The sequence below is a fragment of the Rathayibacter sp. AY1D5 genome, assembly GCF_002932515.1.
Taxonomy (GTDB): Bacteria; Actinomycetota; Actinomycetes; order Actinomycetales; family Microbacteriaceae; genus Rathayibacter.
The window spans coordinates 1-14413 of record NZ_PSVU01000024.1; the positions used below are offsets into that span (position 1 = coordinate 1).

Genomic DNA, 14413 nt, shown 5'->3' on the forward strand with positions numbered 1-14413 from the left:
CAGGGATCCGGCTGACGGCGGACTGCCGCGACGGGCAGAGGGCTCGGCGACGGGCGGCACGGCGCGCATCGACTCCGCGGGGGATACGGGAGCGGCTGCGGCGACGGACCGCTCCGCGACTCCGGACCGTTCCGCCTCCTCGGACCGTTCCGCCTCGACGGACCGCTCCGACTCCGCGCACTCGGTCCCCGAGCACCGCGCGCCCGTCGACCCCGACTCCGCCGAGGCGAAGCAGGCCCGTGCGGCCGCGCGCAAGGACATCCACCAGCGCGAGCGCGACCGCTTCGGCGGCTTCAAGATCGGCTGCGCCTTCTTCGGCTGGCTCGCCGCCACCGGACTCGCCGTCCTCCTGACCGCCCTCGTCACCGCGATCGGGGCCGCCGTCATCGGCACCCAGGACGTCACCGGCGACCTCGCGGCCGACCCCGCCGCGTTCGGCTGGGCGGGCGCGATCGCACTGCTGGTCATCCTCCTCGTCGCCTACTACTGCGGCGGCTACGTGGCAGGCCGCATGGCCCGCTTCAGCGGAGCGAAGCAGGGCGTCGGAGTGTGGGCCTGGGCGGTCGTCGTCGCGATCGTCGTGGGCATCGTCTCGGCGATCACCGGCGGCAGCCAGGCGCTCTCCGCGGTGAGCGGCTTCCCGACGATCCCCCTGGACGCCGGCGACGCCACGGCCGCGGCGGTCGTGACGGCGCTCGCCGCCCTGGTCGTCGCGCTGGTCGGCGCCGTGCTCGGCGGTCTCGCCGGCATGCGCTTCCACCGCCGCGTCGACCGCGAGGGCCTCTCCGGCCTCTCCGTCTGACGCTCCCGTCCCTCCTCCCTCCGCGAGACGCCGCTCCGGTACGCCACGCACGCCGTGCCGCGCACCGGAGTGGCAGCTCGCGGAGGGGGGTAGGGTCCTTCGCGTGACGGGGGAGCGAGGGACGCGGCTGGCGGGCGAGCTGCGGGAGTGGGACGCGGGCGCGCTCGCGGACCTGCGGGACGAGTACCTGGCGTTCCTCGAGCAGCGCGGCGAGTCGGCGCTCGAGCGCGACGGCGGCCCCGAGCACGTCACGGCGAGCTGCTTCGTGCTCTCGCCGAATCTGGCGCAGGTGCTGCTCTGCTTCCACCGCAAGGGCCGGTTCTGGGTGCAGCTCGGCGGTCATGTCGAGCCCGGCGACGACTCCACGGCCGACGCGGCCCTCCGCGAGGCGCGGGAGGAGAGCGGAGCGGCACGGCTGCAGCCGCTCGGCGTCCTGCCCCTCGACCTCGACCGGCACGCGCTCGGCGACGGCTTCGGCCGCTGCTCCCGCCACTGGGACGTGGGCTACGGTGCGATCGCCGACCCGGACGCTCCCGTGAGCGTCAGCGACGAGAGCGACGACGTGGCCTGGTGGCCGGTCGACGCGCTGCCCGCCGAGGTGCCGCCGGGGTTCGCCGAGCGGCTGGCCGGGGCGCTCGCCGCGGCGCGTCTCCTCCGCGGTGCAGGATCGCTCGGCGGCTGATCGAGGCCCGCCTCCACCCACTCCGCGTCCCGGCAGCGCGCCTGCGACGAGTCCTCCCCGTGACTCCGGCGCCGTGCGGCACGATGGGGCGATGAGCAGCACCGCTGACCCCGTCGTCGTCCTCGCCGGTGCGAGCGGATTCCTCGGGACGGACCTCGCCCGCCGCTTCACCGCCGACGGCTGGACGGTGCGGAGGATCGGCCGCTCCGGGCCGGACGCGCGCTGGGGCGACACCGCCGGCATCACCCGGGTGCTCGACGGTGCGCGCCTCCTGGTGAACCTGGCCGGCAAGAGCGTCGACTGCCGGTACACCGCGGCGAACCGCGCCGAGATCCTCCGCTCGCGCGTGGCGACCACCGGGGAGCTGCACCGGGCGGTCGCGGCGGCCGCGACTCCTCCGCCGGTCTGGATGAACGCGAGCACGGCCACGATCTACCGGCACGAGGAGGAGCGGGCGAACACCGAGGACGAGGGCGTGCTCGGCGAGGGCTTCTCGGTCGACGTGGCGCGGGCGTGGGAGTCGGAGTTCTTCGCCGGGGAGACGCCCGGCGTGCGGCGCGTGGCGCTGCGGATGTCCATCGTGCTCGGAGACGGTCCGGCGACGGCGATCCTGCTGCGGCTGGCGCGGCTCGGCCTCGGCGGTCCGCAGTTCGACGGGCCGTGGCCCTCGACGCGCGCGCGCCGCGAGGCCGGTGTGCACCACGAGCACCGGCGCACCCGCGGCCGTCAGCACTTCAGCTGGATCCACGTGGAGGACGTCCACCGGTCGATCCGCTTCCTCGAGGAGTCGACCCTCGACGGGCCGGTGAACCTCGCGTCGCCGAATCCGAGCGACAACACCGAGCTCTCCCGGCTGCTCCGCGCCGCCGTCGGCCGCCGGATCGGCGTGCCGGCTCCGCGCTTCGTCCTCGAGCCCGCGACGCTCCTGCTCCGCACCGAGTCCGAGCTCCTGCTCAAGTCCCGCTGGGTCGTGCCCGCCCGCCTCGAGGACGCCGGCTTCACCTTCGCGCACCCCCACCTCGCCGAGGCCCTCCGCACCCTGGCCTGACCCGCCCCCCGCGAGACGACCGACCTCCGCCGCGAGCCCGTGTCGCGGAGGTCCGAGTCCGAGCGCGGATCCTCACACCCCCGGCCACCCTCGAGGCGTCGACCGGAACGCGTGCCGAGCGTTTCGGACGCGCCGAACGTGACCGGCTCTACGAGACCCGGCCACTTTCCCAGCCGACCGCGCCACGCCGCGCAGGGATCGGCGTGGCCGACATCACGTCGGAGGTCGCGCTACTGCGCGACCTTCGCCGCGATGTCGCTCCGATACACCCCGCCGTCGAGGTGGATCAGGTCGAGCGCGCGGTACGCCCGCTCCCGCGCCTCGGCGAAGTCGGCGCCGCGTGCGACGACGTTGAGCACGCGGCCGCCGGTGGCGACGAAGCTCCCGTCGACCAGCTGGGTCGCCGCGTGGGCGATGGTGACGCCGGGGACGTCCGCCGCCGCGTCGAGTCCGGTGATGGTCCGTCCGGTGACGGCGTTCTCGGGGTAGCCCTCGCTCGCGAGGACGACGGTGACGGCGACCTCGTCCGTGAACGCGGGCCACGGGACGGAGGCGAGCGCGCCGGTGGCCGCCGCGTGCAGCAGCGCGGACAGCGGGGAGGCGAGGCGGGGGAGGACGACCTGGGTCTCGGGGTCTCCGAAGCGGGCGTTGAACTCGATCACGCGCAGGCCCGCGTCGGTCACGATGAGGCCGCAGTAGAGGAGTCCGACGAAGGGGGTGCGCTCGCGCTCGAGCTGGCGGATGGTCGGGATGGCGACCGTGTCGATCACCTCGTCGACGAAGGCGCGCTCGCTCTCCCAGCGGTCGGCGAGCCAGGGGAGCGGGGAGTAGGCGCCCATGCCGCCGGTGTTCGGCCCTTCGTCGCCGTCGCCCAGGCGCTTGAAGTCCTGCGCGGGGGAGAGAGGGACGACGTCGTGGCCGTCGGAGAGGAGGAAGAGGGAGACCTCCTGGCCGGCGAGGAACTCCTCGATGAGGACGTCGCCGGACTGCAGCCAGAACTCGGCGTGCGCGATCGCGGCGCTGCGCGACTCCGTCACCAGGACGCCCTTGCCCGCGGCGAGGCCGTCGGCCTTGACGACCGAGGGGAGTCCGTACTCGTCGATGGCGCGGGTGGCGTCGACCAGGGTGGAGACGCGGGTCGCGCGGCCGGTGGGCACGCGGGCCATGTCCATCACGCGCTTCGCGAAGGTCTTCGAGCCCTCGAGTGCGGCGGCGGCCCGGTCGGGGCCGAAGGTGGGGATGCGGCGCTTGCGCAGCGCGTCGGCGACTCCGGCGACCAGGGGCGCCTCGGGGCCGATGACGACGAGCTCGATGCCCTGCTCCACGGCGAAGTCGCTGACCAGCCGGGGGCTGTTCGTGTCGAAGTGGATGACCTCGACGTCGCGCGCGATGCCGGCGTTGCCGGGCGCCGCGATGATCTCGTGGTGCTCCTCCTCCGCGAGGAGAGCCGTGATGATGGCGTGCTCACGGGCACCGGAACCGAGGACGAGGATCTTCACCCTGACAGGATAGGGCGCCCCGCCCCGGGGCTGGTCCCTGTGACGTCCTCCTCCGCAGGGCGGCGCTGCGGACGCCGACACGCCGGGTAGGGCCCCGCGGGAGGCCTCCGGGAGCGAGCGGCGGCGGCAGGATGGATGCATGGCCAAGGGCAGGATCGACGAGGCGAGCGGGCAGTCCGCGGTGCGGGCGGCGCTCGCCGGAGGAGCGGACCGGAACACGACGGCGACGGCGGTGCGGTTCCTCCTGCAGATCATCGAGACGAACGTCCCCGGGCGCAGCGTCGAGGTGCGCGTTCCGCCGTTCGGCGCGGCCCAGTGCGTCGAGGGCCCGGGCCACACCCGCGGGACGCCGCCGAACGTGATCGAGATGGACGCGGCGACCTGGCTGCCGCTCGCGACCGGCTCGCTGCCGTGGAGCGAGGGTCTCGCGAGCGGGCGGATCCACGCCTCCGGAGTGCGCGCGGACCTCACGCCGTTCCTCCCCATCCTGCGCGTCGGCTGAGCGTCGGCGAGTTAACTTCTCGTAAACGCGGCGGCGAGCCGTCGTCAGAACGTTTGACCTGGGCTCCGCCGTCGGGTTGTCTGGGAATAACCCCCTCACGCGGCACGAATCCTCTCCGGATCCACCGCTCGATGCTTGGAGTCCCCTTCACGATGCGCAGTACTTCCCCGGGCCGACGCGGCCTCACCCGACTCCTCTCCGCGACCGCCGTCGGCGCCGTCGCCGGAGCGGCCCTCCTCGGCGCCACGCCCGCCGCGGCGGCCGAGGGCGATGTCGCCATCGACATCCTCTCGATCAACGACTTCCACGGGCGGCTCGCCGCCGACCGCGCCGTCGCCGGAGCCGCCGTGCTCGCCGGCGCCGTCGACTCCTACCGCGCCGCCAACCCGAACACGCTGTTCGTCTCGGCCGGCGACAACATCGGCGCCTCGACCTTCGTGTCGAAGGTGCAGGGCGACATCCCCACGCTCGACTCGCTCAACGCGATGGGCCTCGACGTCAGCACGCTGGGCAACCACGAGTTCGATCAGGGCCGCGCCGATGTCGACGGCCGCGTCGTGGACGCCTCGGCGTTCCCCTACGTGAACGCGAACCTCTACGACACCGCGACCGGCGAGCGCGCCTACTCCCCGTACGTGATCACCGAGCAGGACGGCGTCTCCGTCGCCTTCATCGGCGCGATCACCGAGGACCTCGGCAAGCTCGTCAGCCCTGCCACGATCTCGACGCTCTCCATCGAGCCCATCGCCGAGAACGTCAACGAGGTCGCCGCGCAGCTCCAGGACGGCGACGCCGCCAACGACGAGGCCGACGTGGTCGTCCTGCTCCTGCACGAGGGAGCCGACGCCGACGCGGCCGAGCTGAACACTCCGGAGGCGGACCCCAAGTTCGGCGCGATCGTCAACGCGGTCGCCCCGAACGTCGACGCGATCGTCTCGGGCCACAGCCACCAGGAGTACGACGCGGGCATCGACGCCGGCCGGGCCTTCCCGACCGTCGTGTCGCAGACCGGCAGCTACGCCGAGAACATCGGCCGCATGTCCCTGACCGTCGACCCGGCGACCAAGCAGCTCACCTCGCTCACCAGCGAGGTCGTGCCGATGACGAAGGTCGTCGACGACCCGGCCTCGGACGACCCGGCCAAGACGATCGTCGTCGGCGCCTTCGAGACCGACCCCGAGGTCGAGACCATCGTCGCCGACGCCCAGGCCGTCGCCGTCCGCGAGGGCAGCGTGAAGGTCGGCACCATCACCGAGGACATCTCGCGCGCCTACCGCCCGGACGGCACCACGACCAACCGCGGCTCGGAGTCGACCCTCGGCAACCTCGTCTCGGACGCCCAGCTGTGGGCCACCCGTGAGCTCGGCACGCAGATCGCCTTCTCGAACGCGGGCGGCCTGCGCGACGACCTCTCCTACACCGCGACTCCGGACCAGCCCGGCGACGCGGACGGCGTGGTCACCTACGCCGAGGCCTCCGACGCCCAGCCCTTCGCGAACACCCTGGTGACCCTGCAGCTGACCGGCGAGCAGATCTCCGACCTGCTCGAGGAGCAGTGGGTGGGCAGCTCCAGCCACCCGCAGCTGAACCTCTCCACCTCGAAGGACCTCACCTACGTCTTCGACGCCACGGCACCCGAGGGCTCGCGCATCTCGCAGGTGTTCTTCCAGAACGAGCCGATCGACCCGGCCGCGACCTTCACCGTCGTGACCAGCAGCTTCCTCGCGAGCGGCGGCGACGGCTTCAGCACCTTCACCGAGGGCACCGGCACGGCCGACTCCGGCCGCATCGACCTGGACGCCTTCGTCGGCTACATCCAGGACCTCGGCACCGTCAGCCCCGACCCCGTGCAGCGCACGATCGGCCTGACCGACAACGTCCCGGACTCGGGCGAGTACGCGGTCGGCGACACGATGACCGTCGACCTCTCCTCGCTCCTGTTCAGCACCGGAGCCGCGGCTGACACCACCGTGACCGCGAGCGTCGACGGCACCGTCGTCGGCACCGCGACGATCGACCCGACCCGGGCCGTCACCGACGACTCGACCGGTCGCGCCTCGTTCTCGGTCCCGATCGACGAGAGCCTGGCGGGCGGCGCGCACACCGCGACGTTCGTGCTCGACACCACCGGCACCGAGATCAGCGTCGGCTTCGCCGTCGCGGCCGGCGCCGGAGCGGGCACCCCGACTCCCGGACCGACCACGGAGCCGACGCCCGCGCCGACCACGCCGCCCACCACGGGCCCCGCGCCGACGCCGACCACTGCTCCGGTCGCCGGCTCGCACCACCTCGCCGAGACCGGAGTGGACGCGACCCCCGCGTTCGCCGCCGGGATCGCCGCTCTGCTGCTCGGTCTGGGCATGACGGTCGCGCGCCTGCGTCGCCGCACCGCCGCGAAGTAGCCGCACCGCACACGACGACGGGCCCTCGACTCCGGTCGGGGGCCCGTCGTCGTGTGCGGGGCGAGCCGATGGTCGACCCCCGGGAGCCGCGGCGGGGAGGCGCTCCCCGAGGAGCGGCACCAGCCCCCGGAGACGCGAGAACGCCGCCTCCCGGTCGGGAGACGGCGTTGGAACGCGATGAGGTGCTGTCGCGGAGCGGCGGGGCTCAGTGCTGCGCGGGGACCTGACGGTAGCCGTCGCGGCTGGCGACGAGCACCGTCGACACCGTGCCCCATGCGGCGAGGCCACTGAGGACGACGAGGATTGCGATGCTCATGAGTGTTCTGCCTTTCGTTGCGGCGGCTTCTGATCCATCCGCCGGGATGCTGTGTACAACGTCCAGTGTCCGGCCCCGTGTTCCGTAGGACAATCGAACTGTTCTTGCCTTGACATGTAGTTTCTCTACATGGACGTGCGACGGCTGGAACTGCTCCGCGAGCTCTCGATGCGCCGCTCGATCACGGCCGTGGCGGAGGCGACGCACCGCACGCCCTCCGCGGTCTCGCAGCAGCTCAAGGTGCTCGAGCGCGAGGCCGGCGTGCCGCTGATCGAGCGCTCCGGCCGCGGCGTGGTGCTCACGGCGGCGGGACGCGAGCTCGCCCGGAGCGCCACCGAGATCGCGATCGCGCTCGAGCGGGCCGACGCCGTCTGGCAGACGTTCAAGAACAACCCGATCGGCGAGGTCACCATCGCGACCTTCCCCACTGCGGGCCAGATGCTCCTCCCGAACGCGCTGGTCGCGCTCCGCAGCGTCGAGGGACTCGTCGTGCAGTGCGAGGACGCGGACCCCGGCACCGACGAGTTCGCCGACCTGACCGCCGACTTCGACATCGTGCTCGCCCACTCGCCCACCGGCAGAAGCGCCTGGGCCGGTCGCGGCCTCGCGATGGCGGAGCTGATGATCGAGCCCCTCGACATCGGCCTGCCGGCCGGGCACCGCCTCGCGGACCGGGCGACGGTGTCGGCGGCGGATCTGGTCGGCGAGACCTGGATCGGCGTCCCGGACGGGTTCCCGTTCGAGCGCGTGATGCAGGACATCGAGACCGCGTCCGGCGAGGCGGTGCGGGTGGAGCAGCGCTTCGCGTCGACCCGCGTGACGGAGGCGTTCGTCGCGGCGGGCCTGGGCATCGCGGTGCTCCCGCGCTACACGGCGGGCGGCGCGGGAGTGGTGGTGAAGCCGCTCCGCGGGGTGAACTCCGTGCGGCACATCGTCGCGCTGATGCGGCCGGACCGGGCGGAGCGGCTCTCGGTCCGCACCGTCGTCCGCGAGCTGCGCGCGCAGGCGGGCCGGCTCGTGCACGCGCTCTGAGCGATCACGGTGCCGTGCCCTCGCCCGCGCGGGGGAGAATGGAGACATGAGCTATCCCGCCCGCCCCGAGGTCACCCGCGAAGAGGTCGACGTCCGCCGCTCCCCGCGCGTCTGGCGCATCCTGACCCTCGGCGTCGGGCTCGGAGCGATCGCGGCCTTCGTGCTGACCTTCGCGCTGCCCGAGACGCAGGGCTTCTCCCGCGGGCAGGTCTTTGGCTTCAGCCTGCTGCTCTTCGTGACGCTGTTCGGCGCTCTCGCGGGGCTCGTCGTGGTGCTGCTCGACCGGGTCGTCGGCCGGAAGGTCGTCCGGACCACCGCCGAGCGGATCGTCGAGCGCGAGGACGCGGCCGAGGAGCCCGTGGCCGAGGAGGTCCTGCCCGACGCGCGGACGACGTCCGACGAGGACGACCCGCGGACGGGGTCCGACCGGGTCTAGCCGGCGGAGGCGGGCCGCCCTGCGGCCGCTGCACTCCGCCCTGCGCTGAGGGTCCCGCCCGCGGCTGGCGCTCGCGGACGGGACCGCGGCGTCAGCGTCCCCGGCGCGACGAGGAGCGGCGGCTGCTGCTCGCGCTGGACGTCGGGCGCTTGGCGGCGGCGCGCTTGGCCTTCTGCGACTTCGAGATCTTCTTGGCCACGAAGGTGAGCAGGAACGGAAGGATTCGGTAGATCACGGGGGACTCCTCGGGTGCATGCGCGCGGGGCCGCGCACCCTCCGATCATGGAGGGGCGCACGGATCCGCGGCACCCGTTGCGCCGCGCCCGGCGCTGTGCAGAGCTCAGCTCAGCTGCGTGCGCTCCACCCAGTCGAGGTACTCCGGGGTGACGGTGCCCGTGACGTACTCGCCGGTGAAGCAGCTGGTCTCGAGGTCGGTGACGTCCGAGCCCTCGAGGATCGCCGCCTTCATGTCGGCGACCTCCTGGTAGATCAGCTGGTCGGCGCCGATCGCCTCCGAGATCTCGGGGATGCGGCGGTTGTGGGCCACGAGCTCCTGGCGCGAGGGCATGTTGATCCCGTACACGTGCGGGTAGCGCACGGGAGGCGCGGCGGATGCGAAGGTGACCGTGTTCGCGCCGGCCGCGCGGGCCATGTCGACGATCTCCTTGGAGGTGGTGCCGCGGACGATCGAGTCGTCGACGATCAGGACGTTCTTGCCCTTGAATTCGCTCGACATCGCGTTGAGCTTCTGCCGCACCGACTTCTTGCGGACCGCCTGCCCGGGCATGATGAACGTCCGGCCGACGTAGCGGTTCTTGTAGAAGCCCTCGCGGTACTCGATCCCGAGCTTCTGCGCGACCTGCATCGCGGCGGGGCGGGAGGAGTCGGGGATCGGCATGACGACGTCGATCGCTCCGCCCGGGGTGTACTGCGCGATGGTGTCGGCGAGGCGGTCGCCCAGGCGCAGGCGCGCCTCGTAGACCGAGATGCCGGACATCACGGAGTCGGGGCGGGCGAGGTAGACGTACTCGAACGAGCACGGGATGAGTCGCGGGTCCTTCGCGCACTGGCGGCTGGTCATCCGGCCGTCGGGGGTGATGAAGACCGCCTCGCCGGGAGCGACGTCGCGGACGATCTCGAAGCCCTGCGCCTCGAGCACGAGCGACTCGGAGGCGACGACCCAGTCGTCCGGCGCCCCGGTGTTGCTGCGGCGGCCGACGATGAGCGGGCGGATCCCGAAGGGGTCGCGGAACGCCAGCAGCCCGACGCCGGCGATCAGCGCGATGGTGGCGTAGGAGCCCTCGACGCGCTCGTGCACGCGGGCGACGGCGTCGAACACCTCGTCGGCGTCGAGGTCGCGGCCCGACATCGAGGCCTGCAGCTCGTTCGCCAGCACGTTGACCAGCAGCTCCGTGTCGGAGGTGGTGTTGAGGTGGCGGCGGTCGATGCGGAAGAGCTCCTCGGTGAGCTCGCGCGTGTTCGTGAGGTTGCCGTTGTGGACGAGGATGATGCCGTACGGCGCGTTCACGTAGAACGGCTGGGCCTCCTCCTCGCGCTCGGCGTTGCCCTTCGTCGCGTAGCGCACGTGGCCGAGGCCCATGGATCCGAGCAGCGAGCGCATGTCGCGGGTGCGGAACGCCTCGCGGACCTGTCCCGCGGCCTTCTTGATGTGCAGGGTGCTGCCGTCGGCGGTCGCGATGCCGGTCGAGTCCTGGCCGCGGTGCTGCAGGAGGGAGAGGCTGTCGTAGATGGACTGGTTGACCGGTCCGGAGGACACGATCCCAACGATTCCGCACATGCCGGAGGGGCTCCCAAGGGGATAGCAGGGGGGTTTGACGGTCCATCCTGGCACGCGGGGGACTCATCCCCTAATGGTTCGCCGTGGGCGGATCCGTGGTCGCGGGAGTGCTCGGGGCGGCGCCGACCGGCGGATCGGCCGGGCCGTCGTCGCCATCCGACCGGAGCGCGCGCGACCAGGCGACCTCGCGGCCGAGCTGCCCCGACTCGGTGAACAGCCGCACCTGATGGGTGGCGGCCAGGGCGGCCGCGAGCTCGTCGCGATCGGCGGGCTCGAATCCGAGCGACCGCCAGAAGGGGCCGGATCTGCGGGAGAAGAGCCAGGCGCGTCGGGCACCGCTCCGAGCGGCGTCGGCGAGAGCGTGGCGGGCGAGGCGGCTCCCCGCGCCGGACGCTCGGCGGTCCGAGGCCACCGCCACGCTGCGGATCAGAGCGTGGCTTCCGTCGGTACTCGGCTCCCAGCCGGTGCTGCCGACGACGCGACCGCTCCGGTCGCGCTCGAGCCAGAGGCGCACGGAGGGGGAGTCGATCCCGGCGAGCGTGAGGTCGGCGGCCGCGAGGAAGGCGCGCGCTGCGTCGACGTCCGCCGGTCCCGCACGCTGCAGCTCCACCCGTCCGATGCTGCCGCAGAGGGGCCCTCGGAGGAGTGCGCGGCTGCGGAGAGGCGGAGATCCCGGGCCGGGATCCGGATCCGCGCCGCGGCGGGAGAGGGCAGTCGGTAGGGTCGTCGCGTGAGTGATGAGACGAGCAGCTACGCCCGCGCAGGAGTCGACACGGCGGCGGGGGACCTCGCCGTCGAGCTGATGAAGTCGGCGGTGTCGGCGACGCACGACAGCCGGGTCCTCGGCGGGGTCGGCGGCTTCGCGGGCCTCTACGACGTCTCCTTCCTCCGCGACTTCCGAGCCCCCCTCCTCGCGACCTCGACCGACGGCGTCGGCACCAAGGTCGCGCTCGCCCAGGCGATCGACAAGCACGACACCATCGGGCAGGACCTCGTCGGCATGGTCGTCGACGACATCGTCGTGGTCGGCGCCCGCCCCTTCTTCATGACCGACTACATCGCGTGCGGCAAGGTCGTCCCGGCCCGCATCGCCGACATCGTCGCCGGCATCGCGCGCGCCTGCTCCGAGACGGGCACCGCGCTCGTCGGCGGCGAGACGGCCGAGCACCCGGGCCTGCTCGGACCCGACGACTACGACGTGGCGGGCGCGGCGGTCGGCGCGATCGAGGCCGACCAGGTGCGCGGCGCCGACCGCGTGCGCGACGGCGACGTCGTGGTGGCGATGGCCTCCTCCGGACTGCACTCGAACGGCTACTCGCTCGTGCGCCACATCCTCGCCGAGCGCGGCATCGGCTTCACCGACCGCTCCGAGGAGCTGGGCGGCGTGGTCGGCGAGGTGCTGCTGGAGCCGACCCGCCTCTACACCCGGCCCCTCCTCGACCTGCTCGACGACGCCGAGCTCGGCCCGGCCGTCCACTCCATCAGCCACGTCACCGGCGGCGGGATCGCGGCGAACCTCGCCCGGGTGCTGCCGCGCAGCTCCTGGGTCGAGGTCGAGCGGGCGAGCTGGAGCCCGTCCGACGTGTTCCGCGCGCTCGCCGGGATGTCCGGCGCGACGCTCGAGAGCACCGAGGGCACCTGGAACCTCGGCATCGGCATGTTCGCCGTGGTCGCGGCGGAGGCGGCCGACGGCGTGATCGCACGCCTCGAGCGCTCGGGCGTCCCGTCGTGGGTCGCGGGCCGCGTCTCGACGGCCACGCGCGGGTTCGAGGGCTTCGAGCAGGGCGCGAAGGGCGTCGACGGCGGAGCGGTCCGCCTGGTCGGGTCCTACGCGGGCTGACCTCCGGAGGCGCCGCGGATCAGCGCGGTACGGCGTGCGCGCGCTCCCAGGAGTGCTCGTGCCGGGTCAGCAGCCACGAGCCCGCCGCGCAGAGGGCGCAGGCGGCCGCGGTGGCGAGCAGGGCGGTCGCCCAGGTCGGGGCGTCGCGGCTGACGAGCAGGTTCGCGCAGGCGACCAGCACGCCGAGGCCGGCGCCCGCGCTGGTGCCGAGCACGAACGGGCCGTCGCGGCGGCTCGCGACGCGCACCGCGACCATGCCGGCGACCGCTCCCGCGCCTCCGACGACTCCGATGCCCGCGCCGGAGGCCGCTCCCATGAGCAGACCGAAGCTCACCAGCCCGGGCGGGCCGTCGGCGGCGAGGACGCCGGGCAGGTAGAGGACCAGGGCGACGGCGGCGCCGACCGCGCCGCCCACCAGGATCGCGCCGACCAGCAGGGCGGCGGTGACGTAGCCGACCCGCGCGACAGGCCGCGCGGATCCTCCGGGTTCGAACATTCGCGACTCCATCGACGCGGGCCCGCGGGGCAGCGGGCGGTCCTCGGACAGTACGCCCGAACGCCCCTCGGCGGAACCGCCGTCGGGGATCGGCGGGACTAGCGCCGGAGGGTCTCGCTCGGGAGCTCGCCGAACCGCGTCGCGTAGTGCTGGGCGAAGCGGCCGCCGCTGATGAACCCCCAGCGTGCGGCGACGTCGCCGACCACCAGCGAGCCGACCGATCCGGCCGAGAGCTCCTCGTGCGCGCGCTCGAGGCGGACGTCGCGCAGGTAGTGCCGCGGGGTCTCGCCGAAGGCGCGCTGGAACGCCAGCTGCACGCCGCGGACCGTGAGCCCGGCCGCGTCGGCGATGTCGGCCACTCCGAGGGGCAGGTCGGCGTTGGCCTGCACGAACTCCACGGCCCTGCGGAGGCGCCGCGCGCTGACCGAGGGCGGCACGGCCGGCAGCGGGGCGATTCGGTGGGTGAAGGTCTGCAGGGCGGCGAGCGCGGCGATGCGGGCGACGCCGTCGCGCTGCAGCACGGTGGGCGTGTGCGGGGAGGCGAGGGTGTCGCGCAGGAGCCGGATCGCGGCCCACCAGGCGGTCGTGTCGCGCGCCACGGGGGCGAACCGCAGCGGGCCGGGCTCGGTGCCGTGCAGCTCGGCGGCGATCGCCTCGAGGTGGGCGGCCTCGAAGTGCACGAGCGCGTCGCGGTACTCGAGGGCCTCGAAGCCGAAGGGCCGGCCGCTCGGGAACATGGCCGGGCGTCCGACGACGAGGCGGTGCTCGTCGCGCCCCAGGTCGAGGGAGGCGCGCCCCGCGGTCAGCCAGAGGGCGACGTAGACGTCGCTCGGGGCCACCGTGCCGCGCACCCGGCCGAGGAAGGAGGCGGAGTGGAGGCTCACGGGCCCGGGCCCGGTCGTCGTGTAGCGGAACGCGAACGGCACGACCGAGCGCTCGGCCCGGAAGCCGGAGCCGTTGTACGAGCCGGCGTAGAAGTCGCGCGCCTCGTCGAGGTCGCTCCCGCGACGCTCCGACTGCCACACGGGCAGCCGTGCGGGCGGGGAAGTGCTCATCGGGTCAGTGTCCCAGGGGGCACCGACATTCTGCACTCAGTGGCGGAAAGCGGGAGAACGTGCTCAGCCGAGCGACCCGCGCTCCAGGTCGGGTTCCTCACCCGCCGGATCCCCGCCCGCACGAGAAACGGGGCCGCCCCGAGGGAGCGGCCCCGATTCACGGGAGGAGTCACGCACGCTTCTGGTGCGGCTCCTCGACGAGGTCTGTGTCGTCGCCGTCGTCCTCGGCGTCGATCCACTTCGAGTAGTCCGGCTCGTCCGGGTGGCTGAGCTCGCGCTCGAGCGCGCTGTAATCGACCGCCGGGCTGAACGACTTCAGCTCACGGGCGATCTTGGTGTTCTTCGCCTTCTGACGGCCGCGCCCCATGGGTGACCCCCTCACGATGACAGGCCAGACGGGCAGTGAGCCGGCTGGGGAAAAGAGCAGACAGGGAAAGTTGAAATCTACGCGGTAGTTTAGCAGACGGGGGACACGCCACCCCGGGCCTCGATCTGCCGGACGGCC

15 protein-coding genes are annotated in these 14413 nt (G+C 73.3%); 8 read left to right on the forward strand and 7 right to left on the reverse strand.

The features are described 5' to 3' along the window. From C5C82_RS08980 to C5C82_RS08990, 3 genes are all read left to right on the forward strand, one after another. The coding region (locus C5C82_RS08980; protein ID WP_308471854.1) for a hypothetical protein at window positions 1–802 on the forward strand (802 nt) is incomplete at its 5' end. Between the two features lie 103 nt (window positions 803–905). Continuing rightward, on the forward strand, window positions 906–1484 hold the full coding sequence (locus C5C82_RS08985) for an NUDIX hydrolase (protein WP_258064128.1): 579 nt from the start codon (window positions 906–908) through the stop codon (window positions 1482–1484). Window positions 1485–1575: 91 nt separating this feature from the next. Further along, complete coding sequence (locus C5C82_RS08990) at window positions 1576–2532, forward strand: epimerase (protein ID WP_104354925.1); 957 nt, start codon at window positions 1576–1578, stop codon at window positions 2530–2532. A gap of 230 nt (window positions 2533–2762) precedes the next feature. Here the strand turns inward: C5C82_RS08990 and purD are convergent, their stop codons facing one another. Beyond that, window positions 2763–4031 (reverse strand): phosphoribosylamine--glycine ligase, encoded by a 1269-nt coding sequence (purD, locus tag C5C82_RS08995; protein ID WP_104238724.1) that lies wholly within the window; start codon window positions 4029–4031, stop codon window positions 2763–2765. A gap of 139 nt (window positions 4032–4170) precedes the next feature. On the opposite strand from purD, the gene C5C82_RS09000 reads away from it, so the two are divergent. From C5C82_RS09000 to C5C82_RS09015, 4 genes are all read left to right on the forward strand, one after another. Continuing rightward, a complete protein-coding gene (locus C5C82_RS09000; RefSeq protein ID WP_104223770.1) occupies window positions 4171–4533 on the forward strand; it encodes a sterol carrier family protein in 363 nt (120 codons plus the stop codon). Window positions 4534–4685: 152 nt separating this feature from the next. After that, window positions 4686–6935 (forward strand): bifunctional UDP-sugar hydrolase/5'-nucleotidase, encoded by a 2250-nt coding sequence (locus C5C82_RS09005; protein ID WP_181134424.1) that lies wholly within the window; start codon window positions 4686–4688, stop codon window positions 6933–6935. A gap of 445 nt (window positions 6936–7380) precedes the next feature. Continuing rightward, window positions 7381–8283, forward strand: coding sequence for a LysR family transcriptional regulator (locus C5C82_RS09010; protein ID WP_104223768.1), 903 nt, complete (start codon window positions 7381–7383; stop codon window positions 8281–8283). A gap of 46 nt (window positions 8284–8329) precedes the next feature. Next, window positions 8330–8719: a hypothetical protein gene (locus tag C5C82_RS09015; protein WP_104354927.1), complete on the forward strand. Its 390-nt coding sequence runs from the start codon at window positions 8330–8332 to the stop codon at window positions 8717–8719. Window positions 8720–8810: 91 nt separating this feature from the next. Here the strand turns inward: C5C82_RS09015 and C5C82_RS17520 are convergent, their stop codons facing one another. The 3 genes from C5C82_RS17520 to C5C82_RS09025 all read right to left on the reverse strand — a co-directional run bounded on the left by C5C82_RS17520 (window position 8811) and on the right by C5C82_RS09025 (window position 11127). Continuing rightward, a complete protein-coding gene (locus C5C82_RS17520; RefSeq protein WP_181028791.1) occupies window positions 8811–8954 on the reverse strand; it encodes a hypothetical protein in 144 nt (47 codons plus the stop codon). Between the two features lie 105 nt (window positions 8955–9059). Continuing rightward, entirely contained in the window at window positions 9060–10517 is a 1458-nt protein-coding gene (gene purF / locus C5C82_RS09020; protein ID WP_104295679.1) for an amidophosphoribosyltransferase, read from the reverse strand. Window positions 10518–10587: 70 nt separating this feature from the next. Then, complete coding sequence (locus C5C82_RS09025; RefSeq protein WP_104295678.1) at window positions 10588–11127, reverse strand: GNAT family N-acetyltransferase; 540 nt, start codon at window positions 11125–11127, stop codon at window positions 10588–10590. A 120-nt stretch (window positions 11128–11247) separates the two neighbouring features. Here C5C82_RS09025 and purM point away from each other — a divergent pair, with 120 nt between their 5' ends. Beyond that, window positions 11248–12357 (forward strand): phosphoribosylformylglycinamidine cyclo-ligase, encoded by a 1110-nt coding sequence (gene purM, locus C5C82_RS09030; RefSeq protein ID WP_104354928.1) that lies wholly within the window; start codon window positions 11248–11250, stop codon window positions 12355–12357. A gap of 19 nt (window positions 12358–12376) precedes the next feature. Here the strand turns inward: purM and C5C82_RS09035 are convergent, their stop codons facing one another. The 3 genes from C5C82_RS09035 to C5C82_RS09045 all read right to left on the reverse strand — a co-directional run bounded on the left by C5C82_RS09035 (window position 12377) and on the right by C5C82_RS09045 (window position 14275). After that, the gene (locus C5C82_RS09035) at window positions 12377–12853 is read right to left on the reverse strand and encodes a hypothetical protein (protein WP_104354929.1); all 477 of its coding nucleotides are present in this window, start codon (window positions 12851–12853) and stop codon (window positions 12377–12379) included. A 98-nt stretch (window positions 12854–12951) separates the two neighbouring features. After that, window positions 12952–13908 (reverse strand): AraC family transcriptional regulator, encoded by a 957-nt coding sequence (locus C5C82_RS09040; protein ID WP_146085971.1) that lies wholly within the window; start codon window positions 13906–13908, stop codon window positions 12952–12954. A 169-nt stretch (window positions 13909–14077) separates the two neighbouring features. After that, a complete protein-coding gene (locus C5C82_RS09045) occupies window positions 14078–14275 on the reverse strand; it encodes a DUF3073 domain-containing protein (RefSeq protein WP_097167615.1) in 198 nt (65 codons plus the stop codon). Window positions 14276–14413 lie beyond the last annotated feature (138 nt).

Excerpts from the sequence above, each read along its gene's own strand:
- C5C82_RS08990 (WP_104354925.1), top strand. The coding sequence starts at position 1,576 with ATGAGCAGCACCGCTGACCCCGTCGTCGTCCTCGCCGGTGCGAGCGGA.
- C5C82_RS09000 (WP_104223770.1), top strand. The coding sequence starts at position 4,171 with ATGGCCAAGGGCAGGATCGACGAGGCGAGCGGGCAGTCCGCGGTGCGG.
- C5C82_RS09005 (WP_181134424.1), top strand. The coding sequence starts at position 4,686 with ATGCGCAGTACTTCCCCGGGCCGACGCGGCCTCACCCGACTCCTCTCC.
- C5C82_RS09010 (WP_104223768.1), top strand. The coding sequence starts at position 7,381 with ATGGACGTGCGACGGCTGGAACTGCTCCGCGAGCTCTCGATGCGCCGC.
- C5C82_RS09015 (WP_104354927.1), top strand. The coding sequence starts at position 8,330 with ATGAGCTATCCCGCCCGCCCCGAGGTCACCCGCGAAGAGGTCGACGTC.
- purF (WP_104295679.1), bottom strand. The coding sequence starts at position 10,517 with ATGTGCGGAATCGTTGGGATCGTGTCCTCCGGACCGGTCAACCAGTCC.
- C5C82_RS09035 (WP_104354929.1), bottom strand. The coding sequence starts at position 12,853 with ATGTTCGAACCCGGAGGATCCGCGCGGCCTGTCGCGCGGGTCGGCTAC.
- C5C82_RS09040 (WP_146085971.1), bottom strand. The coding sequence starts at position 13,908 with ATGAGCACTTCCCCGCCCGCACGGCTGCCCGTGTGGCAGTCGGAGCGT.
- C5C82_RS09045 (WP_097167615.1), bottom strand. The coding sequence starts at position 14,275 with ATGGGGCGCGGCCGTCAGAAGGCGAAGAACACCAAGATCGCCCGTGAG.